Origin of the sequence: Paenibacillus hunanensis (assembly GCF_014645615.1) — a bacterium.
GTDB classification, from domain to species: Bacteria; Bacillota; Bacilli; order Paenibacillales; family Paenibacillaceae; genus Saccharibacillus; species Saccharibacillus hunanensis.
This window is the reverse complement of record NZ_BMMB01000003.1, coordinates 37,674-52,543: the sequence shown is the minus strand read 5'-3', so window position 1 is coordinate 52,543 and position 14,870 is coordinate 37,674. Positions and strand designations below refer to the sequence as shown.

Here is a 14,870-nt window from a genome sequence, read left to right as displayed (position 1 = left end):
ATCAATTAGAGAAGCAATGCCTTTTTAAGTATGCTGTCAAGATTTATGACACTGTTCTACTGTTCTGTTCGCTTTGCACGGTAAAAAGATAAAATATTCTAGATCACACAAGGCCATTGAGTTAAGAGATACAATAAAATCGGAAAATAAACATAACAAAAAACAAGCGCATCTTCCCCATTATTTAGGAAAAGATACGCTTGCTCGAGATTACTTGTTAGTGCTTAATAAATCAGATCGCCACTATGTTGCATAGCGATTGATCTATCACCAGCTCATTAACCGCGATTCAGTAGACTGTGACGACGACCATATGCGAAGTACACAACCAGACCGATCGCCAGCCAGATGAAGAACGTTATCCATGTCAGAGCTTGAAGTTGAAGCATCAGGTATACACAGCCAAGTGCACTTAGAATTGGCAGCACCGGTACGAATGGTACGCGGAAGCCTCTTTTCAGATCAGGCTGTGTGCGGCGCAGCACGATGACGCCGATACTTACTACAGTAAATGCGAACAATGTACCGATATTCGTCAGCTCCGCCAAGCTACCCAGTGGGATAAAGCCAGCGAAGAAGGCGATCACAATACTTGCTACCCATGTACCTGTAGCAGGTGTCTGACTTTTGCCGCTAATTTTGGAGAATACCGGCGACAGCAGACCGTCACGGGACATGGAGTACAGCAGACGACTTTGGCCATACATCATAACGAGCAATACTGTTGTAATACCTGTAATTGCACCGAGAGAGATCAATGCTGCAAGACCATTCATTTGAATGTATTGCAGAGCAAAGGCAACCGGATCACTTACGTTCAGCATGTTATAAGGTACGATACCTGTCAGAATCAAGGAAACGACGATATACAATACCGTACAGATTGCCAGTGAAGCGATGATACCGATTGGCAGATCGCGTTGCGGACGTTTTACTTCTTCAGCAGCTGTCGATACCGCATCAAAGCCGATATAAGCAAAGAATACAGTTGCTGCTCCCGCTGTTACGCCGCCCCAGCCAAATGGCAGGAATGGAGTCCAGTTGGAAGGCTGTACATAAAATACGCCAACCGCGATAAATACGAGCACGACGATGAGCTTGATCGCTACCATGACGCCGTTTGCACGCGTTGCTTCTTTCACACCACGCGTGAGCAGTAATGCAATCAGCAGCGTAATGGCAGAAGCAGTAATATCAAAATAAGTTCCCTTGGCAGGGTTGAATGCACTTGTTAAGGCAGTCGGTAAATGAATACCGAATCCAGCAATTAAGCTCTGGAAGTAGCCTGACCAGCCACTTGCAACCGCAGCACTGGCGAATCCGTATTCTAGAATCAAGTCCCATCCCAGAATCCAGGCGATAATCTCACCAAAAGTCGTATAGCTATACGTATACGCACTACCAGATGCAGGTACGGAGGACGCAAACTCCGAGTAACACAGTGCAGCAAAGGCACATACCAGACCTGCAAGCAGGAAGGATAATACTAGACCCGGGCCAGCATATTTGGCTGCCGCAACACCTGTCAGTACGAAAATCCCCGTACCGATAATAGCGCCTACACCAAGTGTAGTTAGGTCGATCGGTCCTAGCACACGTTTCAGATTCCCCTCGGAAGGGACAATCGGCTTGCGCCGAAACAGTGAAGTATTAGGTTTCAGGTTGCTCATAAAACAAATCCTTTCTTCCTGTAAGGTATATTTACATTATTCACTTATGTTAATCGGCACCTATAAAAAACTACACAATCCTACACTTTGACGCGTTAAATTATTGCATTATTTTTTGAAAAAGTGATACTAAAGCTTCCATCACTCCTGATTGCTATATGATTATATACACAATTTTCATGATATTATTGTGCTTTTCAGACAAAATAAGGTTTGGATGATTTTTACAAAAAAAGCTGTCAACATCGCTTTATAGCATGTTGACAGCTTTTTTAGTTATCCTTTTTGATAACAACTTTAATAAAAACTATAGTATATCCATCGCTTATTCGCCTGCTAGAGTGGACGATAGCGATATTAGCATCATTGTTTAGTATAGCGAATCAGCAATGGCTATCGTTGCATGACAGTGTGGACAGATGCCCGTACCTGTCATAGAGGGGAGTCGCTGAAGTAGAACCCTGGCATCCAACTGTTCTGCTGCGTAGCGTAAAGCCCCCCATGCTCCTGTTGATGGTAATTCAGCTGGAATAATTTCATTATGTTTAGCGTTCTGTGCGAATACCGGATCCTCTGGAAACAGCGTCATCGCTCCATCATCGGACACGACGGCATAGAACGATTGCTCACATGCTGGACAGGTACCCTCGTATTCTTGCTCACCGGTATGGTGTAGGATTAGCTCTGCCAGTGTATCGTGATGACCGTAAGCAAGCCATGCTGCAAGGATATATTCCTGCTCAGACGGATCATCAATATGTGTTCTGGCATATTGTAGTACCGAGTCGTGCAGCGTATTCATGCGCTCTAATGCGTCTGTATAAGCTCGTTGCAATGGTTCCCACTGCTCGCTCGCTAATGTCTTCTCTATAGTGGTAGCTTGAGTGGCATAACCCGATACCATCATGCCACATGTGATGTACAATTCCATTCGCACGGATAAAGATGACTTCTCAGCTATGTGTATTAAATAAGGTACAGCAGCTACTGTAGCTGTATAGACGGTATATTGATGCAGCAATAATTCGGTTAGTTCCTGAAAAATCTCTTCATCATATTCATGAAGTAAGGAAGCCAGTAATTCCGGTACCTCTTCTGCTGTACTAAACGCGGTATCCAGCTCGCTCCATAATGGATCACGTAAATCAAGCATCGTCGTCCTCCTCTCCAGCCGAATCAGGCAGATGTACCTGCAATTTGGAGATGGCCTCCTCCTTCTCACGGTCACGTACGTGGGTATAGATGATCGTCGTTTGAATCGATGAGTGACCAAAATCAAGCATCGTCGTCCTCCTCTCCAGCCGAATCAGGCAGATGTACCTGCAATTTGGAGATGGCCTCCTCCTTCTCACGGTCACGTACGTGGGTATAGATGATCGTCGTTTGAATCGATGAGTGACCAAGCAGCTCCTGCACCGTGCGCAAATCTGTCCCCTGACGCAATAGCATCGTTGCAAATGAGTGTCTGAGCTTATGGCTGGAGTACGGTAGTCTGCGAGACGGCTCCACACCCTGCTGAAAACGATCGAATGTATCCGCTGCGATCTGCTGAATGTTACGAATCGATAGCCGTGTGCCTTTTTGTGAAATGAATAATGCCTGCTCTCCATCGCGCCACGGGGTGAGGCGTGCTTCGATGGATTGATTCAGCATATTAGCCACTGCCTCCGGTACCGGAAGAGTACGCCATTTGCGTCCTTTACCAAAGACCTGTAGCGTTCGACGCTCCTGATTATAATCCTGTATGTTAAGCAGATGAACTTCACCAACACGTAATCCCATATACGCCATCAGTAAGAAGATCGTCAGGTTACGCGTGCGATATTTGCCATCAATCGACTTGAAGAAACTCGATAATGTTGACTCATCCAGATAGAGCGGCTCCTTGTTTTGTTCCGTTTTGGCTTTTTTGATGCCTGCTGCTGGATTATGCTCGGCAAGCTCCATCTCCATCAATGCCTTGAAAAAGCAGCTTACCGCCGCATGCTTCCGATTACGTGTCGAATCACTCACACCACGTGAGCGAGCACTGCTTAGATAAGAGAGCACATGTCTCTTTTTCAGCTCGTCCAGTGACTTGCCCTGTACGGAATGAGAGCATAGAAATTCATGAATATCATGCAAATAGGATCGACGTGTATAGGCGGTATATCCCGCATCCTTCATCCAATCCTCAAAAGCTTCAAGCTCCTCATGATACATAAGCAATATATCCTCATCCTCCAAATCAGCCAAAGGATCGGAATTTACAGGATATTTTGTATTGGAATATCTATGGTCGTCTGCTTGCTCATCTGTTCGTCTGATGGAGCTACGCGAAGCAGGTATGTTGTCTTCTTCTATACTACGGTTATAGGATGATCGGGTGGTATTACGTCTATTCATGCTGAAACTCCCTTCGATTGCCCGGTCTTGCATTGATGATCAAGTACAGCCTTCTTCCACCATTATACCTGCTTATGATCAAGGGAAGCTATGGTGTCTGAATATTAGTACAGGACACCCTAGCATTCTAGTCTGGATGTTTCAGGAAGCTAGAATACGTTTACCAACCATTGTAGGAAGTTAAGTAATCTGAGTGGAATGCTGTAGCTGTGATGATCATGGTGAGTGACCCATATCGTACATAGCATCTACATTGCAATCCGGCTGCATAACGACCGTCTATACCTGGATCATCCACTGACTGTTCCTGCTTTCAGGATGACTCTATCGGTATCACAGCACAATAACAATCATCTACCTATTTCCAGAGGAGGCTTTACCATGAGCAAAGAAAAAAGAATCGTATTGGAACCCGCAGCACAGAAATTCGCCGATGATAACTCCAAACCACCATTCCTGTATCAGCTCGGCCCGGAAAAAGGTCGTGAGACTGTCAACGAGGTACAATCCGGTGACATCGACAAGCCGGATATCGATATAGAGGATCTGACTTTACCAATCGGTCCAAAGGGTGAGGTTGCGATCCGTATCCTACGTCCGAAAAATGCACCGGCACAGTTACCTGTACTGCTGTACATTCATGGGGCTGGCTGGGTATTCGGTAACTCCCATACTCATGATCGTCTGATTCGTGAGCTGACCGTAGGTAGCGAGGTTGCAGTCGTATTCCCTGAATACAGTCTGTCTCCAGAAAATCGTTATCCAGTAGCGATTGAAGAAATCTATGCGGTATTGGAATGGATTGCAGATAAAGGCAGTGAGCAAGGCTTTGATACATCCCGTCTGTATGTAGGTGGCGATAGTGTCGGTGGTAACATGACCGCAGCGATGACGCTAATGTCTAAAGAACGTAGCGGCCCAACAATCGCTAAGCAGCTGCTATTCTATCCAGTAACAGATGCTAACTTTGATACAGGCTCCTATGATCGCTTTGCAGAAGGCTTCTTCCTCGCAAAAGAAGGAATGAAATGGTTCTGGGATCAATATACAACGGATGAATCCGAGCGCGCACAGATTACAGCTTCCCCACTTCGTGCGACAACAGAGCAGCTGCAAGGCTTGCCAGAAGCACTTGTGATCACCGGTGAAGCGGATGTGCTGCGAGACGAGGGTGAGGAATATGCAGCAAAGCTCCGTGAGGCTGGTGTAACCGTAACCGAAGCTCGCTTTGGCGGTATCATTCATGACTTTATGATGCTGAATGTGCTCGCGGATACACAGGCGAAAAAAGGGGCATTGATTCTTGCCAACGCCTTCCTGCGTGATGGCATTTGATCATTTGTAAATAGAAATAACTTGTAAGTATGTAAGTAGCACGATAGAAATAGACCCCTGGTGTATCCTTCCTGTATGAAGGATACACCGGGGGTCTTCTTGTAGATTCACGATTACACCGCAGACATAGCTTTCATCGCACCTGCTGCTTTGGCTTTAATACGTACAAATTCAGACGTAACATACGCCATCGGTAGCTCCTCCAGATCGATCAATTCGACCGTCGTTGGATCAGCACCTGCATCAATCGCCTTCTGCTTAGCTTCATTCGCCGCTTCCTCCAGCACTAGCTCACGCTTGCGACCTGCCATGGAGAACATTTTATCAATATCCCCACTTACCTGCGCAATCGCAGCACCCAGTGCATTGGCACAGCCTGAATGCTGCGGACGAATCACTTCGGAAGCTCCTTCAATCCCACCTGGAATGAGAATTGCACCACCACCCACCAGCACGACGGGGACGTTTGCCGCACTCGTCTTAATTTGATCGATCGCCGTTTGTACCCGCTCGTTAATGTATGCAATCGCTTGTTGCCATACATGCTGCGGAATGACAGCCAATCGTGTTAGATCACAATCGGGATGATCGATAACTGCCTGACCCGAAGCAAGCAGACAGTCCGTTGCCGTCAGCACATTACCGCCAAATGTGATACTATCGCGTACGATATTGTAGCCTACGCTATCGGGTCCTACCGTAACGCCAGCTTCAGTTTGCCTTACAATACTACCGCCACCGATCCCGATCGATACGATATCTGGCATCCGAAAGTTAGTACGTACCCCACCGAGCGTCACCGCCACACTCGATTCGCGCGGAAAGCCGTTGACGAGAATGCCAATATCTGTTGTTGTGCCGCCAATATCGCAAATGATACAATCCTTCAACCCGCTTAATTCTGCTGCTCCACGAATACTATTCGTTGGCCCGGAGCCGATTGTGAGGATCGGATACTTTCTCGCATACTCCAGTGTCATCAGTGTCCCGTCATTCTGGGCAAAATAAATCTGCGCCTCGATTCCATAGCGTTGTAGCGCCATTTCCAGTCCACCGGATACCGCAGAGGCTACCTTAACGAGCGCTGCATTCAGAGCAGCAGAGTTCTCTCGCTCCAGTAAGCCAAGGCTGCCAATCTCTGACGAGATCGTTACGGGGAAATCCTCTCCTAGCACTTCTGCTGCCCACCCTGCGAATTGCTGTTCATAGGAAGCCAGCACTGGAGAAAAGATCGACGTCACCGCAATCGATTCGACACCAGAGGCCTGAATTTTCTCCAGCACACTCATACATTCAGCACGATCCAGACTTTTTGCTGCTAGCGGTCGTCCATTCGATTCGCAGCCACCGTGTACATAATAATAGTCGCTTCCTGCTGCTGCCTTGAGCGAGGCATCCCATGTGAACATCGGCTCGACAGAGGTTCCAGCAGGTAGACAAATGCGTACACAGGCGATCTTGGCTAGTCTGCTGCGTTCAATGATCGCATTGGTCGCATGCGTTGTACCCAGCATAACAGAGGAGATGCGCCGCGGATCAATTGCAGATTGCTTCAAAATACGATCAAGCGCGTCGTAAATGCCAGATTCCACATCCTGCGTTGTTGGCGCTTTGACATTGGCAATGACCTGCTGCTGTTCATTCATGATGACTGCATCTGTATTCGTTCCACCCACATCGATGCCGATTTTATACATGCTGCTCACTCCTTCTCTGCTGAATCCGCTCGACCGGCTCATAATCGGTATCATAGCCAAAGTAACGCGGCCCCCACACCTCAAGCGCTGCCTCACTACGCATAATATCCGGTGTCGGAATCGCCAGGCAGATCACACGGAAGCCGTACTTGATCGATTCGGTTGTGATTGGCATGCCTGTCTCCTGATCGAGAAAAGTAATCAGATCGGGCACCATTGCCTGCAATTCTCCATCGATCATCGCGCATAGATTCTCATTTTGAAAATCGACCCGAAGCTCCTGTCCTTCATATTCTCCCAGTCCAGAAACAAGCGCTTTACCACGTACGAATCCATCCGTGGACTGACGTTCAATATCCGTAATCTTCCCTCGGAAAATCACGAGCGCCTCTCCATAGATCGACTGGCGGGTAACCTCCTTAATCGCTTCGACTGGATCGCGCTTGGTCGTCTGAGACTCGCGTATCGCCCGTCCTAGCTCCATACAGAGCGTCATCGTCCCATGAATGGAGGTGCGCTTCACGTCTGCCCCATTCATCATGTATTCAGCGACATGAGCTGCACCGCCCATGCGTACAGCAATGCCACGTGAAATGTATTCCAGCATGTGATTATCCAGTGTTTCCAGCATGACACGATCGCCACGTTCATTGTGTAGTGCCATCGGTGTGCCTGAAATGCCGTAAATATGAAAGGTTTCCATTTGTAGCTCGGGAAAAGCACGTCCCATCCCATCCGCATCTACAAGCGGAATGCCTGCCTTGGACGCGACGACAAATGGCACGGTGGAGTTCAAGCCACCACATTCGATCGGCATCGTAGCAAAGGCGGTAATACCAGCTTTTTCCTCCAGTAAACGCATAGACTTGAGCGCTTCATCACCATTCGGTATTTTTTCCATCATGATTGTTGGTGCACCCATCATTGCTGTCGGTATGACCCATGCCTCATCTGGCAATTCGGATGGATCGATCATTTGAATAGGACCATGTTCACGAATACACTTTTGCACCATTAACTTGCCCAGATAAGGGTCGCCACCGCCGCCAGTACCCAGTAATGCAGCTCCGACTGCCAGATTTTCAATATCTTCTTCCGTAATCCATCTCATGAATGTAGGCCTCCTTCGGTAGTGGATCAGTTGATTAGATAAATAAAGAGAATGAACGTTTATGCTAGACGTCGTAAGCCAATCCAAGTTAACTCAGTTTATCTCAGCCTTACTTAGCCTTTGGTTAGATCCAACACCTTTTTCGGTGCGAGCAGCTTCATGCCGACGTAATACACGACTGAGCTGACAATGATAGACGTTAGCGCCTGTACGCCCCAGGTAATGAACAAGCCTGCGGCAAAGCCGATGAGCCAGGAGAAGATCGCGACCGGATTGAACTTCTCACAGTATTCTGGCAATGTGCCCAGCGCACGTGAAGTGTCCAGCTCCTGCCGGAATCGTTTTAAAAGGTAGTAATCGATCGCCATAATGCCTGCGATCGGTGGAATGGCTACACCGAGAATGATCAGAAAGGCAGTGAATTTATCAAGAATACCGACGATGGATAGCACTGTACCGAGACCGCCCAGAATGAGGGTCAGCACACCACGATTCATATTGATTTTGAAAATAGTGCTTAAAAAGTTCGTAATGCCCAGCGAGGAGGAGTACAGATTCATGTCGTTGATTTTAAGTGTGGCAAAGGCAACGATGGCCCCACCCAGCAAGCCAGTCAATTGCATCACGATGGACATAATATCAGCGCTACCTACAGCATGCGCCATCAGCACTGCAATCAGATTCACGCCAAACTCGCCGAGAAAGGTACCTACAAGCGTAATCCAGACAACATCCCGTCCAGATTTGGCAAAGCGAGTCATATCCGGTGTCGTTACACAGCCCACAATAAAGCCGCCTGCTACCATTGTCGTTGCTGCACCGATCGTCATTAATGGCCCCGGTGGCGCCATTGTAGCTAGCTGTGCGATGGAGTGATTTTTCAGCACCTGATAAATACCGATCCCCATCACAATTAGAAATAAAGGTACAGTAATCTTCGCTGTCCAGCTAATCCATTTGAAGCCAAAGTAGACAAGTAATGTCGTGCCTACGCCTGTAATAATGGATGCAACTACAAAGCCAAGCTTACCGCCTGTAACCCCATCAATTCCCTCAGCAAAAACCGAGTTCTGCACGCCAAACCAGCCCGTAAGCGAAATAGCAAAAATCAAGCCAATGATGCTGGAGCCATACTGTCCGAACCCTGACCAGCGGGCAAGCAGACTTGTTGACATCCCTTCTCTCGCTCCGGCGATTCCAAGTAGTGCAGACACCACCTGCAAAATAACACTACCGAACATGGTGGCCCAGAATGCGTCCCATAGCGTCATGCCATAGCCTAGCGCGGCACCGATCAGAAACTGTGAAATACACGTTAATGCCCCAATTCTGACCAGCATAATACTGAACATCGACTCCCTACGATCAGCAGGCACCCGTGACAGTGAGAAATCATCCGCATTACCATTTTGACTCATCTGAACCCCTCCCTCATTACCGGTTCGCACCGGGTATGCTCCTATAGTAGAGTATAATTCCTGTCATGATAATGGGATTTCAGACTGAAAAATCGGCATTTTATTTGTTCAAATGACCAAAACGATATTTTTGTGTTATGTATTTTAACATGTAATTACTCGGATAATGATATTATTTTGAAAAATTTCAAATAAAAGAAGCATGCTTGGCTATATCTAACATGCCTCTATCTCCGATATGATCATTTTGTTTTGTATCCAGCTCTCGATCCATCATGTTAAATGATGCACTAACAGCGCCAGCTCAAATTGCATCCGATATGGATTTTCAAATGGATTCATTCCCAGAATCTCAATAATACGTTGCTTGCGATAATTGAGTGTATTGCGATGAATATGCAGCACATCCGGTAAATCCTGCTGCTCTGGATAAAATAGAAAGTATTCCAGCGTTTCCATGAAGTCTGCATTCATTCGTTGATCGTATTCCAGCAAGGGCTGTAGTAGCGGACGAAGTGGAGCAAGTAAGGCAACCGCACGACTCGTACGCAGTAGCTGGAAAATGGGCAATCCAGCCGTATACATCACATCCGGTAGAGCCGGAATACGCTGACGAAAATAGAGTACATCCTGTAAACTGCGATACAACGCCGCTCCTTCCTCTGCTAGTTGATGAAGCATACGACCATAGATCACCGTGTGTTCAATGTGCACCTGACGACGCATCGATGTGAAAAAGTCTTCGTATTCCGCCTCAAAGGAATCCTTTTTCGCGGGTTGACTTAGCAGCAAGACCAGCTGATAGCCATGAGCAATCACCATGCAGCGCCGAGCGTGATCATTGTGCTTGCACCATATGTTGATCTGTCCTGCCAGCTCACTGGACTGCTCCCGATTCGATGCAGTCACCAACGCCATGCCTACCAATGTAGTCGGATCATAACCAAGCTCCTGTATGCTACGCTCCAATTGATCCGGTGTAATCTCCTGACCGTTAAGCCAGTTGACGAGTACAGTCTGCTGATAATCACGTGCTGCACTCTGGATCGCGTCCTCCTGAGTGAAATAGAGCGCCAGGCTGACCGCGACGGAGCGATACAGCATTTCTTTAAAAGGCGGCATGCGCTCCTCACTCCACGCACACAGATAGCCATATACACGATCAGCAGATTGAATCGTTTCTACGATATATTGCTGTCCATCCAGTTCGGATTCAGCTGCTACATGGGTCGCAATCGACATTGGCAGCACCGACGAAGGATAGGCGTCATGACGTGAAGCAGTCTCCACTATAGCTTGGTCTGGTATGCTCAAATCATTAACTCCAGGATAATCCATCTCATCATGTACAGATGAAGCTGAAGTTGAAGTCAACTCCATCTGATAGCCTGCAAGCTGGCGATATTGATCATCGACCAGTAGTAAGGGATCGCCGAGGATCGCCCCAATTTTGGGAATAATCATCGTAGGATCAAGCTTCTGGGCAAGCCATTCGGTCAGCTGATTCTGGATTTCAAGCATTTGCTTGATTTCAAGCGAGCGATTTTTCTGAATTTCCTGTACAACCGGTGAGATGATATCGATATAAGGCACATCACGCGGAATTTCGATAATGGGAATGTGTAGCTCTTCTGCACGCTGAAGCACCTGCTCAGACAAGGCATGATAATGCAGACCTGGATAACAGAGAGCAAGAGCAGCGGAGTGCATCAGCTTCATTTTATCTAATAAGGCGAGTTGTCGCTCAGCATCATCACGAATATTGTAAAAGGCAGTAATAATCAGTTCATGCCCTTTAAACCACTCCTCTGAATCTGGAATTTCGAGTACCGTGACATGCTCAATCGGATTCTTCAAGCCACTAAAACCCGCAATAATACGCGCACGTGTCAAAGCTCCAACTGCCATCGCTTCCTCAACAGTAATACTGCTCATGATGAATCCCCCTCATCTATCCATTTCACTAGGATCCGCTGTTCTATGTCATTATGATGTTCGTGATCGATTTAGAAAAAGTATGCATACATTCACTTCATTCGTCTTTTTGTCACTTATTATATAAGTTTGTTGAAGATTGATGCAAAGTATAATTTAGTTTGTGATGAATTATTTATGTTAGCTTCAATTGATATCATTAATTAAAACTACCATAATAAATATTATGTAAACTAATAAAAAATATTATACATTATCTGTATAGTCATTCCAAATGACTCATTGCAGTATTAGCCTACAAATGAAAAAGGTTACCCTTCCGGGTAACCTCTAATCGAATATGCATTCACTTCTTTACCCTATGCTTCACCTTTTAAGAGGGGCTTACCTACGGTGCTTCGCTTCTCTAGCATCAGATGTGCTTCGGATGCCTGCTCCAGTGGGAAAATCATAATCAAAGCGGTGCTCATTAGTGAATGAATAATCGAGTATCGTTAGACCATCTGATGCGTATAGTTGAACTCGATCAACAGGTCTTATACTGCTTACTGCCCGCCTTTGCGAGAAGCATAAAACTCTGCGGCTTTTTGTAGCATTTGCTGGAGTGATCCGAATTGTGTATTTTGACTTACATGGGTATCTAGCTGATCTTTAGGTACTTCCTTCACCTTGTCAGCGGAATCGGTGCTTGTACCCAGACCTGCCTTTTGCAGCAGCTCGCCGATCGATTGAAATGGTGTATATTTTTGCATAAATTCTGGCGTTAACAGCTTATCCAGCGGCAGCTTTTGAATGATCTGATCAAGTGGCAGCTTGCTGATCATATCCATAATACCGCCGGATGATCCATTGCCGCCTTCCTTATTACCTTCTTTGCCAGTAAGCATATCTTTGAGATTATTCAGGTTAAAGTTCATGTGTATAGCCTCCTTGTGCGCAGCATGTAGAAATGTCCAAGACTAGCAGATGTTCATCTACAGACTGCAAGATGCTCTGTTGTCGAGTGATATATAGACCCCATACAGAGCTATAGTACCCATTAACCGCTTTAGGCAGTTATGAATGCACAATGTGGAAAATGACCGCTTAACTTGCCCATAACGAGTTCATGATCCATGCCATTACAGCCATTCCAGTACACGATCCCACGAATTTAAGTATTCCAGCTCTTCATCAATCTGACGCTGCTGCTCCTCGGCACTCATTACCATTGATTCATCCAGTTCATTGGTTTGCTCCATACTTGTTCCCTCCGGTGTCCATGTATAGAAAAAGCAAGAGATCCGTTCTTCCGCACCTGCACGATATTGCGATAGTGGTTGTTGCGATGTATGTGTAAGTATATAATTCTGCTTCGCTATGTTCTTCAATTGAATTCCCTCCTGTTCAGGAATATATGGCTTGGTCTCATTTTAATACAGTCAATCGAGAAATAAATCAGCTTTGGGAATGAGTTATAAACGATTCATCTCAGCCTCTAGATGTAGATGATGCTTATTTCCATGTATAAATATACATAAAAAGTAAAAATATATTATGCTTATCCATTTTTATCGCGCTACAGGAAAGGAATCGAACTGACTGCTGTGGAATATGGACAAAGGCTCATTAGCCACATTCAAACGGGAAAGGGGAAATCAGAATGATGAGAAACAAAGCTTTGGCAGCATGTGTACTTGCTAGCGGACTTGTGTTTTTGCCCTCAGTTAGCGGGGCAGCCCCAATGGAAACCGATATGAACATGACGGTCGATGGTAAAGCTGTTGGCATCGAGGGCTTTACACTGAATCACCGTCTGTATGTGCCTTTTGAGACTATAGCGGGACAATTAGGAGCTGAGACGGATTGGAATGAGCAGACGGGGATACTTACACTCACGCTTGGCGAGAAAAGTGTCACGTTTACCCGCACAAACGATCTATCCAGCACGTCTCCAACTGCTCTAGTTGTTACGTCAGGAGAAGTATTAATCCCGGTTCGTTCTGCATTTCAGCAATTGGGTTATGGTGTACACTATAACTCTTCTACTCGCATTGTTCAGGTGAAAAAGAACACCGACGATAGCGTATCTCCTTCTACTCCTGGTACAGGCATGAGTACGGGAGAAAGCACTACGGAAGGTAGTACAAATACGGTGACCGATAACACGTATGCTGATCTATTATCGGTTACGATATTGACCGATCTCAAGCCCGAGCAAACAACGGGTACACGCATCGAAGGCGTTGTTGCCAATGAGCGCTATGTGTTCACCGCCGACATGGATACGCGAGAACTATATCGCATCGACGCAACAACAGGTGCTTCAACGATATTAACCGTACTTCCGCGTACAGGCACAGGTATGGCACTCGATACGACGGGGAATCTATATATTGCCAGTGGCGGCGATGAGGGTGTTATTTTCAAGGTAAATGCAGCTGATCTGACGGGAGAACCATTTGACGGCTCCAAAGTAGAAACCTTTGCCAGTGGTGTGGCGGGTGCCAATGGGCTTGCCTTTGCACAGGATGGCACCTTATATGTGACAGGTGGAGCGACAGGTAATCTCTACGCGGTGACGGCTGGTGGTCAGGTACAGACGTATGCGACTGGTCTGACTGCTGAGCGTGCCGAGCAGCAGATTGTTGTCAATGGGATCGCGATCGATACCGATGGCGCGATCTACACGAGTAATACTAGCTCAGGCGAGGTGAATCGCTTTGTGATACAAATGGATGGAAAGCTCAGTGCAGCCGAAACGATCGCCAAAAGCCCATTGCTATATGGCGCGGATGGGCTGACACTTGGACCAGATGGTCAGATCTATATCGCTGCCAATGAACGCAACGCGATTGTGAAGGTCACGATGGATGGTCAGGTAACGGATGTTGCGCATAACGACAATGCAGGGCCACTAGAGTTTCCGGCAAGTGTTTCGTTTGTTGGGAATACACTGTATATTAGTAACTTTGATCTGCCGCGTGGAGTGAATAATCCGAATGTGCCGGGCATTGGAGCTTCGATCGCTGTAATGAAGCTATAATGGCTTGTTAATGGATTGTGTCAGGAATATACGGGGAATTTTATGATGATTGCTGCTATCATTGTGGAAATAAATATGCGGATGAATATGTGTACGGAATCTGGTATCACGCAGGGTTCTATATAGTAGAAGTAAATGCCAGAGTACTCCCCTTGTACGCTGTAAAATATTTTACTACGTAAAAATCAATAGCCTGCCTCCGATGCAGTACGGAGGCAGGCTATTTTGATAGAAAGCATTTTATAATGTAGACCGTCTAATGCTTAGTAAGCTTACTTCATGATACAACCTGAT

12 protein-coding genes are annotated in these 14,870 nt (G+C 46.5%); 2 read left to right on the top strand and 10 right to left on the bottom strand.

Features of this window, described 5'->3' with window-relative positions; genetic code table 11:
• Nucleotides 1–278: 278 nt before the first annotated feature.
• The 4 genes from bcaP to IEX62_RS06580 form a co-directional block, all read right to left on the bottom strand.
• Nucleotides 279–1,670 (bottom strand): branched-chain amino acid transporter BcaP, encoded by a 1,392-nt coding sequence (gene bcaP, locus IEX62_RS06595; RefSeq protein ID WP_188774652.1) that lies wholly within the window; start codon nt 1,668–1,670, stop codon nt 279–281.
• 370 nt (nt 1,671–2,040) lie between these two features.
• Entirely contained in the window at nt 2,041–2,823 is a 783-nt protein-coding gene (locus tag IEX62_RS06590) for a hypothetical protein (RefSeq protein WP_188774651.1), read from the bottom strand.
• Entirely contained in the window at nt 2,816–2,953 is a 138-nt protein-coding gene (locus tag IEX62_RS06585) for a hypothetical protein (RefSeq protein ID WP_188774650.1), read from the bottom strand. The genes IEX62_RS06590 and IEX62_RS06585 overlap by 8 nt, the downstream gene beginning before the upstream one ends.
• Nucleotides 2,946–3,872, bottom strand: a complete 927-nt coding sequence (locus tag IEX62_RS06580; RefSeq protein WP_188775034.1) for a tyrosine-type recombinase/integrase — start codon at nt 3,870–3,872, stop codon at nt 2,946–2,948. Before IEX62_RS06580 ends, IEX62_RS06585 begins: the two co-directional genes overlap by 8 nt.
• A 564-nt stretch (nt 3,873–4,436) precedes the next feature.
• Between IEX62_RS06580 and IEX62_RS06575 the strand changes: the two genes are divergently transcribed.
• Nucleotides 4,437–5,390: an alpha/beta hydrolase gene (locus tag IEX62_RS06575; protein WP_188774649.1), complete on the top strand. Its 954-nt coding sequence runs from the start codon at nt 4,437–4,439 to the stop codon at nt 5,388–5,390.
• Between the two features lie 113 nt (nt 5,391–5,503).
• Here IEX62_RS06575 and IEX62_RS06570 read toward each other — a convergent pair whose 3' ends face one another.
• The 6 genes from IEX62_RS06570 to IEX62_RS06545 form a co-directional block, all read right to left on the bottom strand.
• A complete protein-coding gene (locus IEX62_RS06570; protein ID WP_188774648.1) occupies nt 5,504–7,087 on the bottom strand; it encodes a hydantoinase/oxoprolinase N-terminal domain-containing protein in 1,584 nt (527 codons plus the stop codon).
• Nucleotides 7,080–8,198: an S-methyl thiohydantoin desulfurase family protein gene (locus tag IEX62_RS06565; RefSeq protein WP_188774647.1), complete on the bottom strand. Its 1,119-nt coding sequence runs from the start codon at nt 8,196–8,198 to the stop codon at nt 7,080–7,082. The genes IEX62_RS06570 and IEX62_RS06565 overlap by 8 nt, the downstream gene beginning before the upstream one ends.
• Before the next feature lie 113 nt (nt 8,199–8,311).
• Entirely contained in the window at nt 8,312–9,616 is a 1,305-nt protein-coding gene (locus IEX62_RS06560) for a purine-cytosine permease family protein (RefSeq protein ID WP_188774646.1), read from the bottom strand.
• Nucleotides 9,617–9,889: 273 nt separating this feature from the next.
• Nucleotides 9,890–11,551, bottom strand: a complete 1,662-nt coding sequence (locus tag IEX62_RS06555; protein ID WP_188774645.1) for a PucR family transcriptional regulator — start codon at nt 11,549–11,551, stop codon at nt 9,890–9,892.
• Nucleotides 11,552–12,096: 545 nt separating this feature from the next.
• A complete protein-coding gene (locus IEX62_RS06550; protein WP_188774644.1) occupies nt 12,097–12,468 on the bottom strand; it encodes a hypothetical protein in 372 nt (123 codons plus the stop codon).
• Nucleotides 12,469–12,672: 204 nt separating this feature from the next.
• Nucleotides 12,673–12,921, bottom strand: a complete 249-nt coding sequence (locus IEX62_RS06545; protein ID WP_188774643.1) for a hypothetical protein — start codon at nt 12,919–12,921, stop codon at nt 12,673–12,675.
• 272 nt (nt 12,922–13,193) lie between these two features.
• Here IEX62_RS06545 and IEX62_RS06540 point away from each other — a divergent pair, with 272 nt between their 5' ends.
• Complete coding sequence (locus IEX62_RS06540) at nt 13,194–14,576, top strand: stalk domain-containing protein (protein WP_188774642.1); 1,383 nt, start codon at nt 13,194–13,196, stop codon at nt 14,574–14,576.
• Nucleotides 14,577–14,870 lie beyond the last annotated feature (294 nt).